Here is a 23,289-nt window from a genome sequence, read left to right as displayed (position 1 = left end):
CGAGGGGGTGGCCGGGTGACGGGCAAGACGCGAGGCCGTGCGCCGCTGGTGACCGATGCCGATATCCGGCGGGTCTCGCGGGCGCTGCTGGCCGAGCAGGGTCCGGACGCGGTCACCCTGCGGGCGATCGCCCGCGAACTCGGGGTCACCGCGCCCGCGCTGTACCGGCACTACGCCTCGCGCGACGAGTTGATCGAGCGGATGCGGGTCGAGTTCTGCGCCGATCTGGCCGAATACCTCTCGGCCGAGATCGAGCCGCTGCCCGATGACGGCGCGGTGCAGTTCCTGGCCATCTGCCGCGGCTTCCGGCGGTGGGCGCTGGCGAATCCGAGGGAATTCACCCTGGTGTTCGCCTCGCCCACCTCGGGCCGGTCGATGATGCGCCGCTTCGACGAACCCTTCGGCCGGATCTTCCTCGCCGCGGCGGGCAGGCTGCTGGCCGGTTTCGAGATCGCGACCCCGCCGGGCGAGACCATTCCGGCCGAACTCCGCGACGACCTCATCGGTTTCCAGACCGAACTGCTCGCGATGCTCTCGGAGTCCGGGCAGAAGTTCCCGGCCGAGAAGCTGGACCTCGGCGTCACGTACCTGATGGTGCAGATCTGGGCCCGGCTGTTCGGTCATGTCACCCTCGAGGTCTTCGGGAACTACCCCATCCCGCTGGCCGACCCGGAGATCATGTTCGACGCCATGCTCGCCGACCTGGCCCGCACCACCGGTTTCGCCGGCTGAGGTCTGCTACGTCTCGACTCTGTCGGTGCGGTGGGCCAAGATCGAAGCGGTAACCGACAGGGACGGGGAGTGACTGGCGATGGAGCGCGAGCAGTTCGTGCAGACGGTGATGGCGAGCGTGCGGGCGCACGGGGTCGGCGATGCCGAATACTCCGCCGACGACTTCAGCGTGCACCACAGCGATGGCCGGGTCATGTATCTGGGCAACATCTTTCGCGAGTGCGAGGGCCTGGAGCCCGAGGAGCGCGAAGACCGGATCACCACGTTCGTCGCCGCGATGACCAGTTCGCACGAGGTGCCCGAGGATTGGGATTCGGCGCGCCCGCTGCTGCGCTCGGTGCTGCGTCCGGTGACACTCGGCCAGGATCTGCCCCGGCCGCTGCATCGCGCGGCGTTCCCGTTCGTGGACGAGGTGGTCGTCGTCGACCTGCCGCGGACCCGGTCGTTCGTCTCCGCCGATCAGGTCGCGACGTGGGGCGTCACCGCCGAGCAGGTCTTCGCCGAGGCGCGAACCAACCTGGCGGCGCTGGCCAAGCCCGGCTCGCCCGATGAACTCCAGATCGTGCGCTTTCTCGGTGACCCCGACGCCTATTTCGCCTCGTGGCTGCTGGTGCCCGGTTGGCTGGCCGGATACGCGGGCGGACAGTTCCGGCCGGTCGCCTTCATCGCCGAAAACGATTCGCTGCTGGTCGTTCCCGACGATCCCGAACTGCTGGTCGAGGTGTTCGAGATGGTGGAGCAGCAGTACCGCGACGCCGCCCGCCCGGTCTCGCCGCAGGGCTACACCGTGAACGAGGACGGCGCCGTCGTCCCCTTCGACGAGGCGGGCGAGCACCCGTCGATGCCGCTGGCGCTGCGGGCCCGGGCAGGCCTGGCCGCGACCGAATACAGCATCCAGACCGACTACCTCAACAACACCTTCGAAGAATTCCTGGAACTGCCCGACCTCGACATCGACCCCGCCTACGCGGCCACCGTCAACTACGAGGAATCGACCGACGGCGCCTTCACCTCGGTCGTCTGGGGCGAGGGCGTCGAATACCTGCTCCCCGAAACCGATGTCGTCCGTTTCCTGCGCCGCGACGACAACGACGAGGTAGAGCTCCTGTGCACCGTCCCCTTCCCCACCGTCGTGGAAATCCTCGGCCTCACTCCTCTACCCACCCTCGAACCCACCCGCTTCGAAGCCCGCACCTGGCCCGACCCCACCGCCCTCGCCCGCCTCGTCGCCGCCGACATCGAACAGTAGGGCTCACTCCAGAGGTGGTGCGGTGGACCAGGTTTCGCCTGCGATGACGAGGTGGTCCAGGTAGCGCAGGCCTACGGTGGTGGCTGCTCGGGTGAGCAGGGTGCTGGCGCGGCGGTCGTCGAGGCTGGGGGTCGGGTCGCCGGAGGGGTGGTTGTGGACTACGGCGAAGGCTCGGCCGTCGTGGCGCAGGACGGTGTTGAGGATTTCGCGGACGGGAACCGCCACATGGTCGATGGCGCCTTCGGCGACGAAGGCGCGGTGGCGCAGGCGGTTCTGGGTGTCGCAGATGAGGACGAGCAGGCGTTCGACTCTGGCACCGGCGAACAGGGGAACCGCGACGCGGGCGATGTCGTCGGGGGTGGCCAGTTGCGGGACCGATTCGGTGGTGCGGGAGCGGGTGCCGAGGTGAAACGCGGCGATCACCGTTGCCGCTTTGGCGGGCCCGATGCCCGCTCTGCGGGCCAGTTCCTCCGGTCGCGCCGCGGCGAGTTCGGCCAATCCGCGGTATTCGCCGAGCAATTGGGCGGCCAGCTCCAGCGCGGACTGCCCGCGCGTGCCCTGCCCGAGCAACAGCGCGAGCAGTTCACCGTCGCTGAGCGCGTGCGGGCCGAGTAGCAGCAGCCGCTCGCGCGGACGCTGGGTGACTGGCAGATTCGCGATCGGTACCGACATCGTTCCCCCTGCGGATCGGCGACGAGGACGATGATCCCAGCAGGTACCGACAGATTCGCGGCGCAGCTATCCTTCGGCCACCGGTTCGGCGCCGACGACCGAGTCGGCCGGTGGTGCGCTGAAGATCGAATCGGCCATGAGCCGCTCCAGATTGCGAAGCTGGCGCTCGTGCACGACGATGCGCCGTAGCGCCTCGTTGACGGTCGCGTTGCTGTCGGCTGTGCCCATGATGTCGGCTGCCGCGGCCAGCAGGTGCTGATCGAGATCTATCCGCAGGGATCGCAATCGTCCTCCTTCGTCGGTCGCAATCTTGCGTTATTCGCGGCGCGCGCGTCCGCCGATTCACCGCGTCGTTACCGAATAATCGCGTTCGCAAGTACGCACAGCAACCGTGCGGAGCCGCGTCGATCACCCGTCAGCAAGCGCACAGAAAACCCTGATGATCGCCGGAATCAGCGGGTGAGCGGCATCCGAACTGTGCAGTTTGCACAGTTGTGCGCGTCGTTGTTGTCGCCATGGCGGCGCGGTGCTTGCCTTGAGGCATGTTCTCCGAGGCACAGCTGTATTCGCCGGTGACGCGCGAGCGCGACGGCGATGTCACCGTGCACCTGAGCTCGGATCACCCCGGCGTCAACGACGAGGTCTACCGCGCGCGGCGCAACGCCATCGCCGCGATGGCACTCGACTACACCAAGGGCAGCCCGATACCGCACGTCGACTACACCGACGAGGAACAGGAAGTCTGGCGGATCGCCTCGGCGGAGCTGGCCCGCAAGCACGAGATCTACGCATGCGGCGAAGTGCGCGAGGCAGCGGCGAGGCTGGCCCTTCCACGTGATCACATCCCGCAGCTCGACGAGGTCTCCAGCCTGCTCGGACCGCTCACCGGCTTCAGCTACGTGCCTGCAGCCGGCCTGGTGCCGCTGCGCGAGTTCTTCGGGTCCTTCGCCGAGCGCACCTTCCACTCGACCCAGTACATCCGCCACCACTCGGCGCCGCTGTACACCCCCGAACCCGACGCGATCCACGAGATCATCGGCCACGCCAACCAGATCGCGAGCCCGCGCTTCGCCGCGCTGTACGAGACGGTCGGCGCGGCGGTCGGCCGATTGCAGACCCAGACCGCCCTCAAATTCCTGGCCGACGTGTTCTGGTTCTCGCTCGAGTTCGGCGTTGTCCGCGAGGGTGCCGAGATCCGCTGTTACGGCGCCGGATTGCTGTCCTCCTACGGTGAGATCGACGAATTCCGACACGCCCGGCTACGTCCGCTCGACGTCGCCGAAATGGGCACCATCGAGTACGACATCACCCACTACCAGCCGGTGTTGTTCTGCGCGGAGTCGGTGAATCAGATCGTCGATGTGCTCGGCGAATTCTTCGCGACCATGGACGACGAGACACCGGCCAGGCTCGGGCACCGCCCGCACCCGGTGGCATAGCTCCATTCGAAAACGTTGTTACAGAACACAGTTCAGCATTCTCCCGTTCTCATCTACTGAGATCTGACAGGCGCGACGGGCTGATCGGCTGTTATTTTCGACCGGTTCTTCGAGCTTTTTGAAAGGGTCGGGTAGACCGAAAATGACTGTGGATGTGACAGATACGCAAGCCGAACAGAACCCCGAGCCGGAAGCGCCCTTGTGGCTGCAAGGCCGCGAAGCGGTGATCGCCGCCGCCGCGCCGGAGGAATGGCGCGGCAATGTCCCCGACTACGCACTGAGCCACGAGGTGATCCCCCGCGAGCGCAGCACCGAGCACGCTCCCGGCTCACTCGAGGCGATCGTCGAGGACCTGGTGAAGGTCTTCGAGATGGAGGTCTCGCACAAGGGAGATCCGGCCACCTGGCTCTCGGTCGTCGCCGAGCAGTACCGCGGCCGGGTCAACGGCGGCGAGTGGCAGGACGCCGAGGAATTCGCGCGGATCGGCAGCTACAACATCCTGATCGGCGACAACCCGTTCTACGAGGCCGCGAACGAGACCTTCGAGTCCTCGCACACGGTCTTCCACACCGCGTTCCCCGGTGGCTTCTTCTGGGAGGTCATCGAGGTGCTGTCCGGCCCGCCGACCGTGAGCTTCCGCTGGCGGCACTGGGGCAAGTACGAGGGCGAGTACAAGGGCCACCAGCCCACCGGCGAGCAGATCGAGATGTTCGGTGTGACCATCGCCCGCGTCAGCGAGGACCTGCGCATCCTCGAGCTGGAGCACTTCTACGACAACAACAAGCTGCTCGGCCCGCTGGCCCACGGCTGCCCGGTGCAGCACGGCAAGTCGGAGTGATCAGGCCTGATCGTCGAACGGCAGGCCTGCCTGCAGGAATGTCAGGGCGTCGCTGACGTTGGTGGCATTCATCGGAGTGGCGGGCGCGATGGCGAGCATGGAGCCGATCATCGCGCCCGCGGCTACCCGCACATCGAAATCGTCCGCGGACCGACCCGTGTAGTCGGCCAGCAGCTGGGCGGCGAGTTCGATACTGCGCAGAAATTCCAAACCGATCGCCGAGCGTAGTTCCGGCACGTGGAACAGCAGCGCCTGTCGTTCCTGCTCGAAGGCGAGGTCGGCGGGCGACATCCGCCCGAACACCGCCGCGGTCGCGGTGCGGATGGCGGTGATCGGATTCAGGCCGCGCGGGAGCGTGGCCAGCTCCTCGATCATCACCGGGTCCTGGTCGTCGGCGATGACCAGCTGTTCCTTGGTCGGAAAGTAGCGGAAGAAGGTACTCGGGGACACCTCGGCCGCCGCCGCGATCTGCTCCACCGTCGTCTCGGTGTAGCCCTGTTCCCGGAACAGCCGGAACGCCTCGACCCTGATCGTTCGGCGGGTCCGCTCCTTCTTCCGCTCGCGCAGCGACATCTCAACCGGCATGTATCGATTCTGCCGCATCCGAGTCGGTAACCGGTGCCGTCGGTCGCCGCAGCGCCAGCGCGGTCACGAGTCCGGCGACCAGACACAGCGCCGCGCACAGCCCGAGCATCGTGTCCATGCCCGCGACGAAGGCCTGCTGCACCTGCCCCAGCATCGCCGGATCACCGGTCTCGCGCGCGACCGCGACGCCCGCGTTGACACCGTCGGAGATCGGCGCACGGTCGAGCGCGCCGAGGTCGGCCCGGTACCGGGTGGACAGCACGGTGCCGAGGACAGCCACGCCGATGGTGCCGCCTGCCTGCCGAAGCGCTTGCAGCAGTGCCGAACCCGAGCCGGAACGTTCGGCGGTCAGCTCGCCCATCGCCAGGCCGACCGCGGCGGGCATGACCAGGCCCATCCCTGCGCCGAGCACCGTCGTCCACAGCGCTGTCAGCCCGTAACCGCTTTCGACCGTGGTGAACGCGCCGAGTCCGAGGCCACCGGCGAGCACGAGCAGTCCGGCGGTGATCACCACCCGCACGCCGAGCCGGGGCAGCAACAGGTCGACCAGTCTGCTGCCGATGACGAGTCCGCCGATCAACGGCAGCAGCCGCAGCCCGCTGCCGAGCGCGTCGACGCCGAGCACCGCCTGGAAGTACTGCGGGACGGTGAAGAACATGCCGAACATCGCGAAGCTGACCAGGATCGAGATCGCGGTGCCCCACCGGAAGCCGGGCGCGGCGAACAGCGCGAGGTCGATCAGCGGATACTCGGTGCGGCGCTGCCACCACAGGAACACGGCGAGCGTCGCCGCCCCGGCCGCGACGACGAGCCAGCCGACCAGGTCGTCCCAGCCGCGTTCACCGATCCGGATGAAACCGTAGGTCAGCCCGAGCATGCCTGCCGCGGAGAGCAGTGCGCCGAGGAGATCGACGCGAAAAATGGTGTCGCTCTGTGATTCCGGCACCAGGGTGGCGACGGCCAGCGCGCCGATGACGACCAGCGGCACATTGATCAGGAACACCGAACCCCACCAGAAGTGCTGCAGCAGCCAGCCGCCGAGGATCGGGCCGAGCGGCAGGCCGATGGCGGTCGAGGTGACCCAGATCGTCAGCGCGCGCTGCCGCTCGACGGGGTCGGCGAACAGCACCGGCAGCACCGACATCGACAGCGGCACCAGCGCGGCGGCGGCGATGCCGAGCACCACCCGCGCCACGATCAGCTGGCCGGCCGATGCGGCGAGCGCGCAGGCCACCGAGGCCGCGCCGAACAGCACGAGCGCCGCGAGCAGGACCTTCTTGCGCCCGTACCGGTCGCCGAGCGCGCCGGCTGGCAGCATCAGCGCGGCCAGCGCGAGCGTGTAGGCGCTGCTGAACCATTGCAGCGCAGCGGTATTCGCGTGCAGGTCGACCGCGAGGGTCGGCAGCGCGACAGTGAGCACCGTGACGTCGAGCCCGATCGTGAGCATCGCCAGGGCGAGCGCGCCGAGCGCGAGCCAGCGGCGGGTGGCTTCCGTCCGCATATCTCCTCCAAAAATGACAGTTACTATCTTTTGCTAGTAACTCTCATTTGAGAGTCTATGTCAAGATCCGTCCCCGGCCGACGCGCCGTCGCCGCGAGGGCTCGCTACTCTCTGAAGCGATGAAGATCCGTGAACTCGGCGTGCGCGCCGCCTGTACCCTCGGCGCCGCCGCGATCGCCGCGGTCATGGCCAGCGCTCCCGCCACCGCCGTGCCGACGACCGATGCACCGCCGAGCAACGGCTCGAGCACGACGACCACACCCCCGTTCACCACCCCGAACACCGACAGCTGCCCGCAGCGGACGCAGCCGCCGCCCCCGGTCGACACCTCCGAGGTGCCCGCCCCGGGCGAACCGACGCCGAGCGCACTGCCGGTGCCGTCGCCCGCCATCGGCGGCGATCGGCTGAGCGGGTGCGGCGTCGTCCTGCCCAAGGGCGCGCCCCCGCTGCCCGCCGACATCTCGGCCACCTCGTGGATGGTGTCGGACCTCGACACCGGCCGGGTGCTCGCCGCCAAGGACCCGCACGGCCGCTACCGGCCCGCCAGCACCATCAAGGTCGCGCTCGCCATCGTCGCGCTGCGCACCCTGGACCTGGACACGGTCGTCATCGGCACGCAGGCCGACGCCGACGTCGACGGCACCAGGGTCGGCATCGGGCCCGGCGGCCGCTACACCAACCGCCAGCTCATGCAAGCGCTGATCATGTGCTCGGGCAACGACGCCGCCCATGCCATCGCCACCCAGCTCGGCGGCGACAAGGCCGCCGTGGCCAAGATGAACGATGTGGCGAAGTCGTTGCGCGCGTTGGACACTCGCGCGGCGACCCCGTCCGGTCTCGACGGCCCCGGCATGAGCACCTCGGCCTACGACCTGTCGGTGCTGTTCCGCGAGGCGATGAACATCCCGCTGTTCGCCGAGCTCATCCACACCGAGCAGGTCGACTTCCCCGGCTACCCGGCCAACCCGGCGATCCCCGACGACAAGGACCACCCCGGCTTCCCGATCGCCAACGACAACCAGCTGCTCTACAACTACGAGGGCGCGATCGGCGGCAAGACCGGGTTCACCGACGACGCACGCCAGACCTTCGTCGCCGCGGCCGAACGCGACGGCCACCGGCTGGTCGTCACCTTGCTCAAGGCCGACGTGCGCCCGATCCGGCCGTGGGAACAGGCCGCCCGCCTGCTCGACTACGGCTTCGCGCTCGACGCCGACGACCGGATCGGCAAGCTGCCCGAAGCGGGCAGCGAGGCAGTGCAACCCAGCGTGCCGCTGGCCTCACCCCCGCCGCGCGCCGACGGCTCGCAAGCCCAACCCGACCGGCAGCCGCATCAAGCCGCGCGCGTGGCCACGCTGATCGGCGCGCCGCTGTTCGTCATGGTGGTGCTGCTCTGGTTGCGGCGAGCGTCCCGGCGCAGGCGCTGAGTCAGCGACGCCTGCCGAACACCATCAGTGCCAGCGCGGCGATCGCGCCCGCACCGAAGTAGGCCGCGCCCGTGCCGGTCGACATGGTGCGCTCGACCACGCGCGGCCGGATGACCACCGCGTTCGGCGGCGCGATGTCGGCGCTGCGCTCGTTGTCGGCCGAGGTCGCCGCCCACGCGGTGGCGAAGAGCAGGATCCGGTAGGTGATGTAGCTGAACACCATCAGGCCGATGATCGAGCCGAAGGTCGCGCCCGCCGGGCTGCGCAACACTATCTGCAGGTAGAACGCGGCGATGACCTTGAACACCTCGAACGCGATCGCCGCCAGCGCCGCCGCCCGCGCGGCACTGCGCAGCGAGACCGGCTCACGCGGCAATCGCGCGATCATCCAGGCGAACACCGCCCACGAGGCGAGCAGGCCGAGCCCGATCGACACCACCGACAGCACCACCGTCGCCCCCGGCAGATGATCCGCCCCGATCGCCGCGAGCAGTTGCGCGCCGAGATCACTCTGCGCGAGCGCGGACAGCCCGAGCGAGACGACGGAGGCAAGACCGAGGCCGATCAGCGCGCCGACATCGGACAGTTTGCTTCGCCACCAAGGACTTTCGGGGCTCTGCACCTCCCACTGCTCGGTGAGCGCCGCCCGCAGGTTCGCGATCCAGCCGAGCCCGGTGTACAGACCGACGACCAGACCGAGCAGACCGACGGTGCCGCGCGAGCGGATCGCCTGGTCGATGAGGTCGTTGATCTGGGTGCCGAAGGAACCGGGAATGTTCTCCTTGACGCTCTCCTGGAGCTGGGTCAGCAGATCGGGCTGACCGGCCAGGATGAAACCCGCCACCGAGAAGGCCACCATCAGCAGCGGAAACAGTGACAGCACAGTGAAATAGGTGATGCCCGCGGCGAAGTAGTCACCGCGTTGACGCTGGAATCGCCCGCCCGCCCTGACCAGATGATCCAGCCAGGGCCTGCGCCCGATCTGCTTCTCGACCGCGGCCGAGATATTGTCGACGACCTGCATGGCACGCGCCCCTTCAGCCGAAAACCTCAGGCGCGCACCGGGTCAGCGAGCCAGGAAGCCCACCCGGTCGTACACCTGAGCCAGTGTGTTGCCTGCGATCTCACGCGCCCGCTCGGCCCCCGCGGCGAGGATCCGATCCAGTTCGGCCTGATCGGACAGGTACTCCTGCACCTTCTTCTGGACGGGGGTGACGAATTCGACCAGCGCGTCGGCCACGTCGGCCTTGAGATCACCGTAGCCCTTGCCCGCGAAATTCTCCTCCAGTGTCACGATCGGAGTTTCGGTGAGCGAGCTCAGGATGACGAGCAGGTTGCTCACGCCCGCCTTGTTCTCGGGGTCGTAGCGGATCTCACGCTCGGTGTCGGTGACCGCCGACTTGACCCGCTTCGCGGTGATCTTCGGGTCGTCGAGCAGGTTGATCAGGCCGGCGTCGGTGGAGGCCGACTTGCTCATCTTCGCGGTCGGATCCTGCAGGTCGAAGATCTTCGCGGTGCCCTTGACGATGTGCGGCTCCGGCACGACGAAGGTCTTCTTGAAGCGGGTGTTGAAGCGCTGGGCCAGGTTTCGGGTCAGCTCCAGATGCTGGCGCTGGTCCTCGCCGACCGGCACCTGGTGCGGGCGGTAGAGCAGGATGTCGGCGGCCATCAGCACCGGGTAGGTGAACAGGCCGACGGTCGCGTTCTCCGCGCCTTGCTTGACCGACTTGTCCTTGAACTGGGTCATCCGGCTGGCCTCACCGAAACCGGTGATGCAGCTCAGGACCCAGGTCAGCTCGGCGTGCTCGGGCACCTGGCTCTGCACGAACAGGGTGGACTTGGCCGGGTCGACGCCGAGCGCGAGCAGCTGCGCGACGGCGCCCTTGGTGCGGGCCCGCAGCGCCTTGGGGTCCTGGCTGACGGTGATCGCGTGCATATCGGGGATGAAGTACAGCGCGTCGAAGTCGTCCTGCATGGTCACCCAGTACTGCAGCGCACCCAGGTAGTTACCGAGGTGGAAGGAGTCGCTGGTGGGCTGGATGCCCGACAGCACCCGCTGCTTGCGTTCGGCCGTCGCGGCCGGGGCAGGACTGGACATGCCCCTGATCTTTCCATGGCCCTCAAGCGGAATTTCGCTGCACCCAGTTGCGCGGATCGACCCCGGGCATACTCGGCTTGCCCGCCTTGACCATTCGCTGTTCGCGCCGGGCGAGCAGCTGGTACGACGGCGTGCTCGGCCCGGCGAGCGCACCGGCCAGTACCCGGGGCGCCAGCGGCGGGGCGACGTGCGCGGTGCGCAGGCTGCGGCACAGTGTGCTGTAGGCGAGCTGATCGGCGATCCCCCACTCGATGCCGTACATCCGCCGGATCCGGTCCGGGAGACTGCCTTGGACCAGCAGATACAGCGCCGTGCCGACCTGCTCGGCGGGCGGGCGCAGCCGGTAGGCCTTGCGGTGGCCGGCCAGGTAGGAACCGACCAGGTGGGCCTCGTCGGTGAGGAACAGCTCCGCGGAGTTCAGGTAGCCGTCGAAGTACCGGCGGAAGGCCGGGTAGTCGGCGGGCGCCGCGTCGCGCGGCATGCCGAACAGCTCGCCCCAGCGGACGTAGTCCTGGTAGAGGTCCTCGCGTTCGGTGGCGGTGAGCTCGCGCACCAGCCGGTCGTACATCGCCTCGGCCGAGTCGAAGGTGAAGGCCATGGTCATGAACATCAGGTGCGGATCGTGGGCCGCGTAGGCGGTGCCCGCCGGATGGTGTGCGCCCGCGTCCTCGGGCAGCGCGCCGACGACCTTGTCGTGCTTGCGCCGGGTGAAGGCCAGCGCGCGATCGGCTTCGGCCTTGCTGCCCAGGAAGACCGCCTCGAACAGGGCGCCGGTGACGGCCAGCCGGGTGTAGGGCGTCGCGCGATGCGCGGTGTGCTCGCTGGTGCCGACGAACAGCAGCGGATGGACCGCGCCGATCACCAGGGCCCGTACACCGTAGGTCAGGCCAACCGCCCGCTTGCTCATCACCCTGCGGATCATCGAATCGTCGGCGAAATATCCGGGTTCGCCCTGCCGTGCGGCCATGCTGTGCCTCCTCGTCGAGTGCATCTGGCAATAGAATCCACCAGATTTGGTAATCTGGCAAGAGTCCCTACCAGAAAACTATCGACGAACGGCAGCACGCAGAATGGATGCTGTGACAGCACAACGGACATACGGTGGCGTCTCGGCGCAACAGCGACAGGCCCAGCGCCGTACCGCCCTGCTGGACGCGGCGCTCGACATCGTCGCCGAAGAGGGGCAGGCCAAGCTCACCGTCGCCGGGCTGTGCGCCCGCGCCGGGCTCAACGAGCGCTACTACTACGAGAATTTCGAGACTCGCGAAAGCGTGCTGGAGGCCCTGCTCGATCGCATCGCCGAGGAACTGACCGGCGCGATCGTGGCGGCGTTGACCACCGCGCCCCCCGACAGCCGGTCCCAGTCGCACGCCGCGATCGACGCGGGCATCTCGGTACTCACCGACGATCCGCGCAAGGCGCAGGCCGCGCTGATCGCGGGCATGGCGACCCCGGAGTTGCGGGCGCGCACCGCCCGTACGGTGCGGGCCTTCGCCCGGCTGGTCGCCGCGGAAGGCACCGGCTTCTACGGGGTCGAGGTCCCGCAGAACCTGGTCGACTTCCGCGCGATCTACCTCATCGGCGGGCTGACCCAGACCCTGACGACCTGGCTGGCCGGCGATCTGGATCTCACCCGCGAGGAACTGATCAACCAGGTCACCGAGGTGTTCGTGCTACTCGGCGACGACCTCGCGGGCCGCTACCGCTGACGGACAGTCGGCACCGCGGGCCGACCAGCGCGACCTGGACCTGCTAGGGCTGGGCCGGGAGCGGCACACACGCGTCGAGCATGACACCATCGCATTCCGCGGCGGAGCCGGTCGACAGCGCGTTCAGCAGATTGCCGAGCAGATCGCTGGACCCCGCGGACGGCTCGGCGATCTGCGCGATGCCGGCCTGGTCGCCCGGTGCCGAATCGGCGTCGGCCACCGCCATTCCGGTACTCGCCACCATGATCGCGGTGAAGATGCTCGCGCTCGCCAGTACTCGCTTCAACGTTCTCTCCTCACGGGCGACCTCGGAACGGCCGCACCGGCGACGACGTTAAACGGACTGATCAGTCTTCGGCAGCCGCCAATTCCGGTGGCAGCGGAAACCCCGGATCATTCCGTGAGGGCTACGGCGCCGAAGGTGTCCGGCTCGCCCTGCAGGACGACGCGGAAGGCGACGTCGCGGCGGGACCAGTAGGCGGCGCAGTCGCGCATGGCGCTGGCGAACCAGGCGCGTTCGGCGGGCTCCTCGGCCAGCACGTCGGCCGAATTGCGCACCACCGCGACGTAACCGGGCGCGTCGCCGACGAAATCGTCCAGGTCACGCAGGCATTCGTCGAAGGCGTCCTTGTTCGCGCCGAAGTAGTACGGGAACTGGAAGGCCGCGGCGAATTCGTCGAAGAGTGCGGCGGTGGTACGCATCTTGGGGCCGCGGAGTTCGCGGACCCGGTAGTCGGCGGGCGAGTCATAGCGGACGCCGCTGAACGCGGCGGCATCGACGGCCAGCGCGCCGAACACCGGCTGCGACACGGCGGGCGCCTCGGTGGTGGGATGAGCAAGAAACTGCGACAACGTCATTCGCATCAGCGCATCCTCGTGAAGGTCTCGTAGTGGTCGCCGGTGTACCAGGCCGTCCCGTCGCTGCCGGTGACGATGCGTTCGGCATCACGCCCCCGATTGCGCTGCTTGGGATTGACGTCCCACTCCTGATAGGTCACCGGCTTGCCCGCCGAATCCTTCGGCGGCAGTTTGGTTCCCCGGTTCATCCACTGCTCACCGCCCTTGGTACCCGGCGCGTTCGCCGAATCCGGCCAGCGGCCCCCATCGATCTCGAGGAGGGTCGCGTAGGCGCGATCGGGCACGCCCGCAGCCGTGTTGCCCGGCGCTGCGCTGGCATTCCCGATGGGCGGGCCCGGTTTCGGCGCGGCCTTGGTGGTGGTGATCCCGGCGACCGCGCGAGTGGTGGTCGCCGTCGTGGCGTCGTTGCCGCCGCGTCCGGTGAACAGGGTGAACCCCACCGCGAGAACGATGAGCAGCAGTCCGCCGAGCAGTCCGAGCGTTTTGCGCGAGAGATTCACCGGTACTGCACCTTGACATCCTCCCGGCCATGAATGACCGGGATTCCTACCAGCACCCTTCGGGCGCTCTCAGTGGGTTCCTGTTTCACAGGGACGTGCCTTCCGCTAAGCGGCTGGACTTACCGTCCCTCCGCAGGCGTTTAACCTCTCGGCCTGCCCGGCCGCGAGGATATTGATTGCCGCGTTGAGATCACGGTCGTGGGTTGCGCCGCACGCGCAAGACCATTCCCGAACATACAGCGGCTTCTTGTCACCGATCAACCCACACGCCGAGCACAACCGAGTTGACGGGAACCAGCGGTCGACCCTGGCGAACGAACGCCCGTACCGACTGGCTTTCTCTGCCAACATGCGGGTGAACATGCCCCACCCAGCATCATGGACCGACTTCGCCAACCGAGTACGAGCCAACGCGGCAATGCACAAGTCTTCGACGAATACCGCTTGGTTATCACGGATGATCGCCATGGCATACTTGTGCGCCCAATCACGCCTGGTATCAGCCAATTTCGCATGAATCCTCGCCACCTTCACGCGGGATTTCGCTCTATCGCTGGAGCCCTTGTGCTTGCGGGACAACGCTTTCTGCGCTCGCCGCAACCGGCGTTCTACCTGACGCAGGTACCTTGGTGAGGCGATCGTTCTCCCGTCGGACAGCACCGCGAACGTCGCCAAACCCAGGTCGATCCCCACCTCGGACTCGACCGGAGGCAACGGCGAATCGTCTACCGACACGACGAACGACGCAAAATATCGACCCGCCGGGTCCTTGGTGATCGTGACCGACGACGGAACCGATGGCAGTTCCCGTGACCACGAGAGTTTCAACTCCCCGACCTTGGCTACATAGAGTCGGCGGTTCGGGCGCAGGCTGAACCCGTTGCGGGTCAATCGGATCGACTGACGATTGTCTTTGCGGGACCGAAACCGTGGTGGCGCAACCTTGCCACCCTTGCGTTTGCCCGTGACCGAGGCGAAGAAGTTTCGGTACGCAGTGTGCAGATCAGCCAACGCCTGCACCAGCACTACCGACGATACTTCCCCCAACCATGCACGTTCCGGAGTCTTCTTCGCGGTAGTGATCACCCGGGTTTGCAACGCCGCGCCCCTGATGTAGGGCAACCCGGCAGTGTGGGCTTGCAGCCGAGCGCGTAGCCCATCGTTGTACACCACCCGCGCGCATCCGAACGCGAGCCAACGAAATCTGTTGGCCGGGCGTCGGATAGACGCGGAAGTTGTACCGGAGCTGCACAAACCCGACCATATCATCACGCTATGACTCGCGGCGATCGGAATCCGCACCTCCTGCAGCAACAACGACCCCGGGTGCTACCGCGGCGTTCGGTGACTCCCCGGCACCGAATCGCAGTCGCGCGGGCTGCAGCCCACATTGCCGTAGCCGGTAGGTCCGGTCCCGCTGCTACACGGGCCTAGGGCGCAACAGTAGACACGGCGAGCGCGAGCAGAATCAGCGGACATCAGTAGTCCGCACTGAAGCCGATAGCCGACAGTGCGACGGTTTGAACGTCGCTTGCCTCCGCAGCGGTCAACCACGCATCCAAGTTGCCGAGAGAACCGCGACACACAACCCGGTATGGCGAACTCAGCTCCCATCCATACGGCGGTTCGGGGGCCCGCCGGACCGACAACGACCGAAGTGCAGCCCGCTCTGCAAACGCATTCAGCCGTTGCTGTACCGGTTCACTCACTTGGCGCCCCGCTTCGGTTCCCCCTTGTCGAGCGCTTCCAATAGTCGACGAATGATCGTCGGTGGGGCAACCTCCACCTGATATAGCCGCTTGGTACCCGGTATCCGTTTAGGCAGTGTCACTTTCCCCTCCTGATGCTCGGCCGATGGCTGCACACCCGGCGTTGCGGCCCCTCTCCCCAACGCCGGGGTGCTGTCAAGATTTTGATCGGCGTGAGGCGAAACCGTCTACGCTAGACATATGCGTCTGAAATACGCTGGAAGCATGAACGCGACAGGCGATGTGATCCGGCGTCGCCGGAAACAGCTCGACATGTCGACGTCATCACCGGCACCAAGCTTGCCGATGTCCTCGGTGTCTCCGTCAACGAACTAGCTGGGCGCGCGTCCCACACGCTCGATCTGTCCGGCGACTGGTGGGCCGCATGGCAGACATGGGGCGATACTGGCGAACGTGTCGACGTACACGAACTCGGCATGGTGCAAGACGGCTCGTTCCTCGAATTGGACGGGGCACGCGCCCGCCCAGTAGACGAAGGTTCGTACACATGGCGTGGCGAACTTCGGTTGTGGGACAACGAATCTCTGATGGGCTGGTACGTCGCGACCGAAGGTGCGGTCAGGTCCAAAGGATCGTTGTACTTTGCGCTGCATCCGCAAGGGCTCGCGCTGGCCGGTTCATGGGTCGGCCAATCCGCTGCCGGTCTCGTGATCCGTGGTTGGGGTGCGATCGTCCGGCACAAGCGGCTCGCTGTGCCTTTGGTAGACCTGCTCAGGGCTACTGATGGAAACTTGACCGCATGGCCGAAGAGTCTCTAGTCACCGTCACGATTACCGCTGAAACCGCAGAGTGGCTAGCCGAGTTCACTCGCCGCTTGGTGGCAGACCGGCTAGCCGCGTGCGGGAACATCGTTCCGGCGGTGCGGTCGATCTACTCGTGGAACGGTGAAGTCCAGGACGACGCCGAAGCGTTGGTGCTGATCCACACTCGTGCATCGCTGGTCGACGCGATCATCCGCAGAGCGGACGACGAACACCCGTACGACACTCCCCAGGTCTTGGCTGTCCCGCTTACCGGCGCACACCCGGGGTATGCAGCGTGGGTGGTCGAGCAGACCATTGGTTGATCTGAGCAAGCCGGAGCCGGGCAAGCTGCGTGCACACGCTTGGAAGAACCCGGTCACCCAGTACGTCCTGGTGGCGGGCTGCCACGGCCTCGAGATCGCCGAACGATTGTACCTAAACCATCTGGACGCGCTGGCCGAGGCTTTCGTGCCGCTTCCGCCGATATACGGCCGTTGCGGCACTACTCCCCGTCTACGCGAGATGGGAAAAAATGCTTTTCGGGACTACCGAATCAGCACTCCCTGACGATGTACACATCTGTGTACGAAATGCATTCTGCGCGAGAAGTTTAAGATTCACCGGTACTGCACGGTAACGGGAGCGTGGTCGGACCACCGCTGGTCGTAGGCGGCGGCGCGTTCGACTACAGCCTGCTTGGCGCGGGTGGTCAGCTCGCCCAAGGCGAGCTGATAGTCGATCCGCCATCCGGAGTCGTTGTCGAAGGCGCGGCCGCGGTAGGACCACCAGCTGTAGGGGCCCGCGACGTCGGGGTGCAGGGCACGCACCACGTCGACGTAGCCCGCGGCCAGCAGTTCGGCGATCCAGGCGCGTTCCTCGGGCAGGAAGCCGGCCGACTTCTGGTTGCCCTTCCAGTTCTTGAGGTCGACTTCGGCGGGGGCGATATTCCAGTCCCCGCTCACCACGAACTCCCCGGTGCGCGTCTTCAGGTAGGCGCCGAGCTCGGCCATGAACCGGTACTTCTCGTCCTGCTTCGGGGTGTTCTCCTCGCCCGAATGCACGTACACGCTCGCGACGGTGACCTCGCCGAAGTCGGCCTCGAGATAGCGCCCCGATTCGGCGAACTCGCTGCTCCCGAACCCGATCCGCACCGCGTCGGGCGCGCGCCGCGACAGAATCCCGACCCCTGCCCGCCCCTTCGACTCCGGTTCGGCGTGCGAGAGCACCCACCCCGCGTCGAGTGCGGGCGCCAGCGCGGTGGCGACCTGCGCGTCGGTCGCCCTGGTCTCCTGCAGGCACACGATGTCGGCTTCGGTCGCGTCCAGCCACGGCAACATGCCCTTGGTGGCGGCGGCGCGCACGCCGTTGACGTTCACAGTGGAGAGGATTATCGGCACCGAACGACCGTACAATGGCTAGTCAGGAATGCTCCCCCCGGACACTGTCGTCCAGGAAGGGGTGAATGACGATGACGTCACGCACCGCCAAGTCCACTGTCCCCGCCGCGCCTGTCAAGGCATTGCACCTCGGGTCCGGTGACCCGGTCCTGCTGCTGCACGGGTTCATGTTGTCGCCGCACTGTTGGGAGCAGGTCGCGCGGCGAATGTCGTCGAATTGCGAGGTCTATGCCCCGGCCTTCGCCGGGCACTGGGGTGGACCCAAGGTCGAGGGCTGGTTTCTGGACGTCTACGCGCTCGCCGATCAGATCGAGGACCAGCTCGACGCGCTGGGCTGGCGCACCTGCCATATCGCGGGCAATTCGCTGGGCGGCTGGGTGGGTCTCGAGCTGGCGCGCCGCGGCCGCGCCCGCACCCTGACCACGGTGGCCGCGGCCGGCGGCTGGGCCTCGCCCTCGATCAGCCAGGTCAGGGTCGGCCTGAAGTTCGCCGCGATGATCCCGTTCGTCGAGATCGGCAGGCTGCTCGGCGGGGTGGCGATCAACAATGCGCTCATCCAGCACGTGGCCGCGCTCCTGCTGAGCAAGAACACCGGCGCCGTCTCGCGCCGCGACCTGGCGACCATCATCACGGCCGTGCTGCGCTGCGACGCGATGATCCCGCTGATCCTCGGCAGCCTCCGCGCCCCGGGGATGGACGACCTCGGCGAGCTCACCACCCCCGTGCGCATGCTGCTCGCCGAGTACGACCGGATCATCCCCAACCGCGTCTACGCCACCCGCTACCTGCGCGAACTCCCCGACTCCGCCGACCGCATCCTGGTGCACGGCGTGGGCCACGTGCCGATGCTGGAGGCGCCGGACCGCATCGCGACGCTCATCGCCGAGCACATCTACGCCAGCCGCGGGCACCTGCGCGCGATCTGAACACACGAGAACCCGGCCGCGCGAACATCATTCGCGGCCGGGCCCGGATGCCTACTTGCCGAGCAGACCCTTGGCGATGTGGGTCACCTGGATCTCGTTGCTGCCCGCGTAGATCATCAGCGACTTCGCGTCGCGGGCGAGCTGCTCCACCCGGTACTCGCTCATGTAGCCGTTGCCGCCGAACAGCTGCACCGCCTCCATCGCCACCTCGGTGGCCGCCTCGGAGCAGTACAGCTTCATCGCCGACGCTTCGGCCAGGCTCGGCGGCTTGCCCGCCTTGCCCCGCTCGAGCACGTTGAACACCATGTTCTGCACATTGATCCTGGCGATCTCCATCTTGGCCAGCTTGAGCTGGATCAGCTGGAAACGCCCGATCTCCTGACCCCACAGCGTGCGATTGCGCGCGTAGTCGACGCAGAGCCGGTGACATTCCTCGATGATGCCCAGCGCCATGAAGCCGACGCCAACCCGCTCGGCGGTGAAACTTGCTCTGGCGCTTTCGCGTCCGTCGCCGCCGCGGTGCTCCTCGGTCTCGCCGAGCAGCCGGTCGCGGCCGAGCCGGACATTGTCGAAGAACAGCTCGCCGGTCGGTGAGGAGTGCAGGCCCATCTTCTTGAACGGCCGGCCCTGGGTGAGGCCCTCCATACCCTTGTCCAGCACGAAGGTCAGCACCTTGCGGTGGCGTTTGTCGGCGCCGTCGCCCTCGTCAAGCTTGGCGTAGACGATCATCACGTCGGCACACGGGCCGTTGGTGATGAAGGTCTTCTGCCCGTTGAGGATGTAGTCGTCGCCGTCGCGTTCGACGCGCGTCTTCATGCCGCCGAACGCATCCGAGCCCGAGTCGGGTTCGGTGATCGCCCAGGACGCCACCTTGCGCAGCGTGACGATGTCGGCGAGCCAGCGTTCCTTCTGGGCCAGGGTGCCCCGCGACATGATGGTGGTGGCGCCGAGTCCGATGCTCACCCCGAGCGCGGACACCAATCCCATACAGACACCGGACAGTTCGCTGATCAGCACCGCCATCATCGACTGCTGCCCGGCGAACGGCGACCCACCGCCCCCACCGGACTTCTCCCCCGGCCCCGCCGCTTCCTTGGCGAGCATCTTGGCGACGGCGTCCTCACCCATCGCATCGATCCCGAACTGGCTGAACAGTTTCCGCAGGATCGGGTACGGCAGCATCTCACCGCTGTCGAGGGCGTCCAGGTGCGGGCGCACCTCCTTGTCGATGAAGGTCCGCACGGCATCGCGGATCATCAGATCGGTTTCGGACCATTCGATCATCGTCGTCTCCTCCACGCTCGCCGCTCAGGGCAGCCGCACGGCGATGTCGTCGATCGCCCACGGCCCTTCGGTCTCGATGGTCTTCACGTCGTGCCAGCCGGCCAGCTCCGAGATGGCCCCGCCCTGCACCGCGAACACCTTGCCGGTGATGGGGCACTTGTCCGAGGCCAGGTAGGCGACCAGCGGCGAGATATTGGCCGGACTGAAGGCGTCGAAGCCGCCGGATTCCTCGGCCGCGGCGGCCTCGGCGGCGAACATCTCGCCCATGCCCGGGGTGGCCAGGGTGAGCCGGGTACGGGCGATCGGTGCGATCGCGTTGACTCGCACGCCATAGCGGCCCAGTTCCTCGGCCGCGACCTGGGTGAGCGCGGCGATCCCCGCCTTGGCCGCGCCGTAGTTGGCCTGGCCCGCGTTGGGCAGGGTGACGCCCGACGCCGACGCGGTGTTGATGACGGCCGCGTTGGGCTGATTGCCCGCCTTGCTCTGAGCCTTCCAGTAGGCGGCCGCGTGGTGCAGCACGGCCGCATGGCCCTTGAGGTGCACGGCGATCACCGCGTCCCACTGGGCTTCGTCCATCGAGGCGACGAAGACATCGCGCAGGATGCCCGCGTTGTTCACCACGATGTCGAGTCCGCCGAACTCCGACACCGCCTGGGCGATCAGGTTCTGCGCGCCGTCCCAGGTCGCGATGTTGTCGGTGTTGGCGACCGCGTCGCCGCCCGCGGCCCGGATCTCGTCGGCGACCTGCTGTGCCGGGCCGACGTCGGCGCCTTCGCCCGCATTACTGCCGCCGAGGTCGTTGACGACGACCTTCGCGCCTTCCCGCGCCAACAGCAGCGCGTGCTCGCGGCCGATACCGCGGCCCGCGCCGGTGATCACGGCGACCTTGCCTGCCAGGGAACTCATGGGTGACTCCTGTTTGTGAGGGGGTTCAGTCGGCGATCACGGCGAGGCCGTCGCTGAGCACGACATCCTCGCCGCGCACCGTCTCGAACGCGTAGGTGGTGACGCCGTCGGCGCTGGTGACCGGCCAGATCCGGGTCTGTAGATCGTCACCGGGGAACACGAGCTTGGCGAAGCGCACCGCGAAGCGCCGCAACCGGTGCACATCCGACCCGGCGGCCGCGGTGAGCACGCCCCAGGAGGCCATCGCCATCGTGCACAGGCCGTGCGCGATGATGCCGGGCAGTCCGGCGTCCTTGGCGACCTGCTCGTCGAGGTGCAGCGGCACCGGGTCGCCCGAGGCGGGCGAGTACCGGAAGGTCTGGTCGTCGTCGACGTGATGGTCGACGACCGCCGACGGCGCACTCGCGCGCAGACTCTCGTCGAACCGGTGCGACGGCGCCTGCTCTCCCACCGACTTGCCCGCGTCGATATTGCGGAAGAAGGCGGTCAGGTACTGCTCGTTCACCACTTCGCCTGCGGCGTCGCGGCATTCGACCAGGATGGTGATGGTCGTTCCGGTGGACTTGCTGGTGTAGCCGACCGCCTTGGCCCGCGAGACCAGTTCCTCGCCGGGCCGGATCGGCCGGTGGAAGTGGAAGTCCTGCTCGCCGTGGACGACCCGGCCGAAGATGTCCATCGGCGCCACGTCGATGACGGGCATCATCATGGCTTCGAACACCGGGACGATGGCGAATACCGGCGGCGCGACCTCGCCGGTGCGGTGCGCCTCGATCGGATCATTGGTCGCCGCGGCGTATTCGGCGATCCGCTCCGCGGTGACCGCGAATTGCTCGGCGTCGCTCCATTTTTCCAGGCCCGCGTCGTCGAACTCGACGACGCGTCCCGATGCCTGCGCTGTCATCCCGGCGCCCTACGCCGAGGCCAGCGCGTCGAGCTGGTCGAGGGACTTGTCCAGCTGGGTGCGGCCGTCCTTCTCCACCGCCTTGCCCAGCGCGCCCTTGATCAGCGCGCCCTCGAAGTCGCCGGAAACCAGGATGACGCTGCCGGAACCCTCGGGCTTGATGTCGAAGGTGAATTCGGTACGCACACCGGCCATTCCGGCCCCGGCGAGGGTCAGCCGGTTCGGCACCTCGACGGCCTTGACCGTCCATTCCATCTTGTTCGCCATGCCGAGCATGACGATCTTGGCGACGAGCCCGGCGCCCTCGACCAGCACGGCGGGCGGCTCCTCCATGAACTTCTCGTGGATCGTGAACCACTTGCCCCAGGTCTGCGGGTCCGAGACGACGGCCCACAGCGCTTCGGGAGTGGCGGTGACGGTCTTGGTGGCTTCGATATGTCCCATTGCGGTACTCCTCAGTGCGGGTCAGCGCACCGCGCGCTGGTAAGCGGTGACCACGGCGGCGCCGCCGAGGCCGATGTTGTGCTGCAGGGCAGCGGTGACGTCGTCGACCTGGCGTTTGCCCGCGGTTCCGCGCAGCTGCCAGGTGAGCTCGGAGCACTGGGCCAGACCGGTCGCGCCGAGCGGATGCCCCTTGGAGATCAGGCCACCCGACGGGTTGACCACCCACTTGCCGCCGTAGGTGGTCTGGCCCGCGTCGATCAGCTTCCCTGCCTCGCCCTCGCCGCAGAGACCGAGCGCCTCGTAGAGCAGCAGTTCGTTGGCGGAGAAGCAGTCGTGCAGCTCGATCACCTGGAAGTCCTCGGCGCCGAGCCCCGCCTGCTCGTAGACCTTCTGCGCGGCGATGACATTCATGTCGTAGCCGATGAGGTTCTTGGCCGTGCCATCGAAGGTCGAGGCGAAGTCGGTGGTCATCGCCTGCCCGACGATCTCGACCGCCTGGGCCGACAGGTCGTGCCGGTCGACGAACGCCTCGCTGGCGAGGATCGCCGCGCCCGAGCCGTCGGAGGTCGGCGAGCACTGCAGCTTGGTGAGCGGGTCGTAGATCATCCGCGAGCCCAGGATGTCGTCGAGCGAATACTCGTCCTGGAACTGCGAATACGGGTTGTTCACCGAGTGCTTGTGGTTCTTGTAGCCGATCTTGGCGAAGTGCTCGGCGGTGGTGCCGTACTGCTTCATGTGCTCACGGCCCGCCGCGCCGAACATCCACGGCGCCACCGGGAACAGCACCTCGGAGATCTCCGCGAGCGCCATCACGTGCTTGCCCATCGGCTGCTCGCGGTCGTCCCAGGTGGAACCGAGCGAGCCCGGCTGCATCTTCTCGAAGCCGAGCGCCAGCGTGCACTCGGCCAGCCCGCCCCGGATCGTCTGTGCCGCGAGATAGAGCGCCGTGGACCCCGTGGAGCAGTTGTTGTTGACATTGACCACCGGAATGCCGGTCATACCCAGCTCGTAGACCGCACGCTGCCCCGAGGTCGACTCGCCGTAGACGTAGCCGACATAGGCCTGCTCGACCTCCCGGTAGTCGATGCCCGCATCGGCCAGCGCCTTGGTCCCCGCCTCGCGGGCCATATCCGGATAGTCCCAGGCCCGGGTGGTCCCGTCGGCCTCCTCGACCTGCTTGCGGCCCGGCTTCTCGAACTTCGTCATCCCGACGCCGACCACGTAGACCTTGTTAGCCATCGAACTCCCATCCTCGTGCCTGGCCACAAACATACAGCCCTGAATGTATCTTCACAATGGGTTTTCGTGACC

The 23,289-nt window shown here is 67.3% G+C and carries 26 protein-coding genes and 1 pseudogene; 9 read left to right on the top strand and 18 right to left on the bottom strand.

The window, feature by feature from the left end; translation table 11 throughout:
- The first annotated feature begins 15 nt into the window (after window positions 1-15).
- Together IEY60_RS20985 and IEY60_RS20980 are read left to right on the top strand one after the other, a co-directional pair.
- Window positions 16-732: a TetR/AcrR family transcriptional regulator gene (locus tag IEY60_RS20985; RefSeq protein ID WP_189030845.1), complete on the top strand. Its 717-nt coding sequence runs from the start codon at window positions 16-18 to the stop codon at window positions 730-732.
- 79 nt (window positions 733-811) lie between these two features.
- Complete coding sequence (locus IEY60_RS20980) at window positions 812-1,981, top strand: DUF1444 domain-containing protein (protein WP_189030843.1); 1,170 nt, start codon at window positions 812-814, stop codon at window positions 1,979-1,981.
- Between the two features lie 3 nt (window positions 1,982-1,984).
- Here the strand turns inward: IEY60_RS20980 and IEY60_RS20975 are convergent, their stop codons facing one another.
- Window positions 1,985-2,653 (bottom strand): JAB domain-containing protein, encoded by a 669-nt coding sequence (locus IEY60_RS20975; RefSeq protein ID WP_189030841.1) that lies wholly within the window; start codon window positions 2,651-2,653, stop codon window positions 1,985-1,987.
- Window positions 2,654-2,719: 66 nt separating this feature from the next.
- Window positions 2,720-2,938 (bottom strand): type II toxin-antitoxin system VapB family antitoxin, encoded by a 219-nt coding sequence (locus tag IEY60_RS20970; RefSeq protein ID WP_189030839.1) that lies wholly within the window; start codon window positions 2,936-2,938, stop codon window positions 2,720-2,722.
- 257 nt (window positions 2,939-3,195) lie between these two features.
- Between IEY60_RS20970 and IEY60_RS20965 the strand changes: the two genes are divergently transcribed.
- Together IEY60_RS20965 and IEY60_RS20960 are read left to right on the top strand one after the other, a co-directional pair.
- The gene (locus IEY60_RS20965) at window positions 3,196-4,092 is read left to right on the top strand and encodes a phenylalanine 4-monooxygenase (RefSeq protein ID WP_189030837.1); all 897 of its coding nucleotides are present in this window, start codon (window positions 3,196-3,198) and stop codon (window positions 4,090-4,092) included.
- A gap of 154 nt (window positions 4,093-4,246) precedes the next feature.
- Window positions 4,247-4,930 (top strand): nuclear transport factor 2 family protein, encoded by a 684-nt coding sequence (locus IEY60_RS20960; RefSeq protein WP_229739998.1) that lies wholly within the window; start codon window positions 4,247-4,249, stop codon window positions 4,928-4,930.
- On the opposite strand, the gene IEY60_RS20955 is transcribed toward IEY60_RS20960, so the two are convergent.
- Both IEY60_RS20955 and IEY60_RS20950 read right to left on the bottom strand, forming a co-directional pair.
- On the bottom strand, window positions 4,931-5,515 hold the full coding sequence (locus IEY60_RS20955) for a TetR family transcriptional regulator (RefSeq protein ID WP_229739997.1): 585 nt from the start codon (window positions 5,513-5,515) through the stop codon (window positions 4,931-4,933).
- Window positions 5,505-7,016 (bottom strand): MFS transporter, encoded by a 1,512-nt coding sequence (locus IEY60_RS20950; RefSeq protein WP_189030833.1) that lies wholly within the window; start codon window positions 7,014-7,016, stop codon window positions 5,505-5,507. Before IEY60_RS20950 ends, IEY60_RS20955 begins: the two co-directional genes overlap by 11 nt.
- 119 nt (window positions 7,017-7,135) lie before the next feature.
- Between IEY60_RS20950 and IEY60_RS20945 the strand changes: the two genes are divergently transcribed.
- A complete protein-coding gene (locus tag IEY60_RS20945) occupies window positions 7,136-8,443 on the top strand; it encodes a D-alanyl-D-alanine carboxypeptidase family protein (protein WP_189030831.1) in 1,308 nt (435 codons plus the stop codon).
- Between the two features lies 1 nt (window position 8,444).
- Here the strand turns inward: IEY60_RS20945 and yhjD are convergent, their stop codons facing one another.
- From yhjD to IEY60_RS20930, 3 genes are read right to left on the bottom strand one after another with little or no spacing between them, the layout of a single operon-like run.
- Window positions 8,445-9,467: an inner membrane protein YhjD gene (gene yhjD / locus IEY60_RS20940; protein WP_189030828.1), complete on the bottom strand. Its 1,023-nt coding sequence runs from the start codon at window positions 9,465-9,467 to the stop codon at window positions 8,445-8,447.
- Window positions 9,468-9,509: 42 nt separating this feature from the next.
- Complete coding sequence (gene trpS, locus IEY60_RS20935) at window positions 9,510-10,541, bottom strand: tryptophan--tRNA ligase (protein ID WP_189030826.1); 1,032 nt, start codon at window positions 10,539-10,541, stop codon at window positions 9,510-9,512.
- 22 nt (window positions 10,542-10,563) lie between these two features.
- Entirely contained in the window at window positions 10,564-11,508 is a 945-nt protein-coding gene (locus tag IEY60_RS20930; protein ID WP_189030824.1) for an oxygenase MpaB family protein, read from the bottom strand.
- 103 nt (window positions 11,509-11,611) lie between these two features.
- On the opposite strand from IEY60_RS20930, the gene IEY60_RS20925 reads away from it, so the two are divergent.
- A complete protein-coding gene (locus IEY60_RS20925) occupies window positions 11,612-12,250 on the top strand; it encodes a TetR/AcrR family transcriptional regulator (protein WP_189030822.1) in 639 nt (212 codons plus the stop codon).
- A gap of 43 nt (window positions 12,251-12,293) precedes the next feature.
- Here IEY60_RS20925 and IEY60_RS20920 read toward each other — a convergent pair whose 3' ends face one another.
- The 5 genes and pseudogenes from IEY60_RS20920 to IEY60_RS36740 all read right to left on the bottom strand — a co-directional run.
- Entirely contained in the window at window positions 12,294-12,536 is a 243-nt protein-coding gene (locus IEY60_RS20920; protein WP_189030820.1) for a hypothetical protein, read from the bottom strand.
- A gap of 107 nt (window positions 12,537-12,643) precedes the next feature.
- Window positions 12,644-13,114, bottom strand: coding sequence for a barstar family protein (locus IEY60_RS20915; RefSeq protein ID WP_189030818.1), 471 nt, complete (start codon window positions 13,112-13,114; stop codon window positions 12,644-12,646).
- The gene (locus tag IEY60_RS20910; RefSeq protein WP_189030816.1) at window positions 13,114-13,608 is read right to left on the bottom strand and encodes a guanyl-specific ribonuclease; all 495 of its coding nucleotides are present in this window, start codon (window positions 13,606-13,608) and stop codon (window positions 13,114-13,116) included. The genes IEY60_RS20915 and IEY60_RS20910 overlap by 1 nt, the downstream gene beginning before the upstream one ends.
- 105 nt (window positions 13,609-13,713) lie before the next feature.
- Entirely contained in the window at window positions 13,714-14,751 is a 1,038-nt protein-coding gene (locus IEY60_RS20905; RefSeq protein ID WP_505828135.1) for an RNA-guided endonuclease InsQ/TnpB family protein, read from the bottom strand.
- Window positions 14,746-14,872 (bottom strand): annotated as a pseudogene (locus IEY60_RS36740) (helix-turn-helix domain-containing protein); the annotation flags it as partial. The pseudogene IEY60_RS36740 and the gene IEY60_RS20905, both read right to left, overlap by 6 nt.
- A 921-nt stretch (window positions 14,873-15,793) precedes the next feature.
- Between IEY60_RS36740 and IEY60_RS20900 the strand changes: the two are divergent.
- Window positions 15,794-16,135, top strand: a complete 342-nt coding sequence (locus IEY60_RS20900; protein WP_189030814.1) for a hypothetical protein — start codon at window positions 15,794-15,796, stop codon at window positions 16,133-16,135.
- Entirely contained in the window at window positions 16,117-16,443 is a 327-nt protein-coding gene (cutA, locus tag IEY60_RS20895; RefSeq protein ID WP_189030812.1) for a divalent-cation tolerance protein CutA, read from the top strand. Before IEY60_RS20900 ends, cutA begins: the two co-directional genes overlap by 19 nt.
- 294 nt (window positions 16,444-16,737) lie before the next feature.
- On the opposite strand, the gene IEY60_RS20890 is transcribed toward cutA, so the two are convergent.
- Window positions 16,738-17,517, bottom strand: coding sequence for an exodeoxyribonuclease III (locus IEY60_RS20890; protein WP_189030810.1), 780 nt, complete (start codon window positions 17,515-17,517; stop codon window positions 16,738-16,740).
- Window positions 17,518-17,588: 71 nt separating this feature from the next.
- Between IEY60_RS20890 and ephH the strand changes: the two genes are divergently transcribed.
- Window positions 17,589-18,443, top strand: coding sequence for an epoxide hydrolase EphH (gene ephH, locus IEY60_RS20885; RefSeq protein ID WP_189030808.1), 855 nt, complete (start codon window positions 17,589-17,591; stop codon window positions 18,441-18,443).
- Between the two features lie 51 nt (window positions 18,444-18,494).
- Here the strand turns inward: ephH and IEY60_RS20880 are convergent, their stop codons facing one another.
- From IEY60_RS20880 to IEY60_RS20860, 5 genes are read right to left on the bottom strand one after another with little or no spacing between them, the layout of a single operon-like run.
- Window positions 18,495-19,727, bottom strand: coding sequence for an acyl-CoA dehydrogenase family protein (locus IEY60_RS20880; protein WP_189030806.1), 1,233 nt, complete (start codon window positions 19,725-19,727; stop codon window positions 18,495-18,497).
- 24 nt (window positions 19,728-19,751) lie between these two features.
- Entirely contained in the window at window positions 19,752-20,633 is an 882-nt protein-coding gene (locus IEY60_RS20875; protein WP_189030804.1) for an SDR family oxidoreductase, read from the bottom strand.
- A gap of 25 nt (window positions 20,634-20,658) precedes the next feature.
- Window positions 20,659-21,534 (bottom strand): MaoC/PaaZ C-terminal domain-containing protein, encoded by an 876-nt coding sequence (locus IEY60_RS20870; protein ID WP_189030802.1) that lies wholly within the window; start codon window positions 21,532-21,534, stop codon window positions 20,659-20,661.
- A 9-nt stretch (window positions 21,535-21,543) separates the two neighbouring features.
- The gene (locus tag IEY60_RS20865; RefSeq protein ID WP_189030800.1) at window positions 21,544-21,978 is read right to left on the bottom strand and encodes a type II toxin-antitoxin system Rv0910 family toxin; all 435 of its coding nucleotides are present in this window, start codon (window positions 21,976-21,978) and stop codon (window positions 21,544-21,546) included.
- Window positions 21,979-21,999: 21 nt separating this feature from the next.
- Complete coding sequence (locus IEY60_RS20860; protein WP_189030798.1) at window positions 22,000-23,217, bottom strand: lipid-transfer protein; 1,218 nt, start codon at window positions 23,215-23,217, stop codon at window positions 22,000-22,002.
- Between the last annotated feature and the right edge of the window lie 72 nt (window positions 23,218-23,289).

Origin of the sequence: Nocardia rhizosphaerihabitans (assembly GCF_014646295.1) — a bacterium.
Classification (GTDB): domain Bacteria; phylum Actinomycetota; class Actinomycetes; order Mycobacteriales; family Mycobacteriaceae; genus Nocardia; species Nocardia rhizosphaerihabitans.
The sequence above is the reverse complement of the archived record's forward strand: the minus strand, read 5'-3'. Positions and strand labels throughout refer to the sequence as shown.

Coding starts and splice junctions, on each gene's coding strand:
- IEY60_RS20915 (WP_189030818.1), bottom strand. CDS start 13,114: ATGCGAATGACGTTGTCGCAGTTTCTTGCTCATCCCACCACCGAGGCG.
- IEY60_RS20955 (WP_229739997.1), bottom strand. CDS start 5,515: ATGCCGGTTGAGATGTCGCTGCGCGAGCGGAAGAAGGAGCGGACCCGC.
- IEY60_RS20860 (WP_189030798.1), bottom strand. CDS start 23,217: ATGGCTAACAAGGTCTACGTGGTCGGCGTCGGGATGACGAAGTTCGAG.
- IEY60_RS20865 (WP_189030800.1), bottom strand. CDS start 21,978: ATGGGACATATCGAAGCCACCAAGACCGTCACCGCCACTCCCGAAGCG.
- IEY60_RS20925 (WP_189030822.1), top strand. CDS start 11,612: ATGGATGCTGTGACAGCACAACGGACATACGGTGGCGTCTCGGCGCAA.
- IEY60_RS20980 (WP_189030843.1), top strand. CDS start 812: ATGGAGCGCGAGCAGTTCGTGCAGACGGTGATGGCGAGCGTGCGGGCG.
- IEY60_RS20950 (WP_189030833.1), bottom strand. CDS start 7,016: ATGCGGACGGAAGCCACCCGCCGCTGGCTCGCGCTCGGCGCGCTCGCC.
- IEY60_RS20900 (WP_189030814.1), top strand. CDS start 15,794: ATGGTGCAAGACGGCTCGTTCCTCGAATTGGACGGGGCACGCGCCCGC.
- IEY60_RS20975 (WP_189030841.1), bottom strand. CDS start 2,653: ATGTCGGTACCGATCGCGAATCTGCCAGTCACCCAGCGTCCGCGCGAG.
- IEY60_RS20875 (WP_189030804.1), bottom strand. CDS start 20,633: ATGAGTTCCCTGGCAGGCAAGGTCGCCGTGATCACCGGCGCGGGCCGC.
- IEY60_RS20965 (WP_189030837.1), top strand. CDS start 3,196: ATGTTCTCCGAGGCACAGCTGTATTCGCCGGTGACGCGCGAGCGCGAC.
- ephH (WP_189030808.1), top strand. CDS start 17,589: ATGACGTCACGCACCGCCAAGTCCACTGTCCCCGCCGCGCCTGTCAAG.
- yhjD (WP_189030828.1), bottom strand. CDS start 9,467: ATGCAGGTCGTCGACAATATCTCGGCCGCGGTCGAGAAGCAGATCGGG.
- IEY60_RS20870 (WP_189030802.1), bottom strand. CDS start 21,534: ATGACAGCGCAGGCATCGGGACGCGTCGTCGAGTTCGACGACGCGGGC.
- IEY60_RS20880 (WP_189030806.1), bottom strand. CDS start 19,727: ATGATCGAATGGTCCGAAACCGATCTGATGATCCGCGATGCCGTGCGG.
- IEY60_RS20945 (WP_189030831.1), top strand. CDS start 7,136: ATGAAGATCCGTGAACTCGGCGTGCGCGCCGCCTGTACCCTCGGCGCC.
- IEY60_RS20930 (WP_189030824.1), bottom strand. CDS start 11,508: ATGGCCGCACGGCAGGGCGAACCCGGATATTTCGCCGACGATTCGATG.
- cutA (WP_189030812.1), top strand. CDS start 16,117: ATGGCCGAAGAGTCTCTAGTCACCGTCACGATTACCGCTGAAACCGCA.
- trpS (WP_189030826.1), bottom strand. CDS start 10,541: ATGTCCAGTCCTGCCCCGGCCGCGACGGCCGAACGCAAGCAGCGGGTG.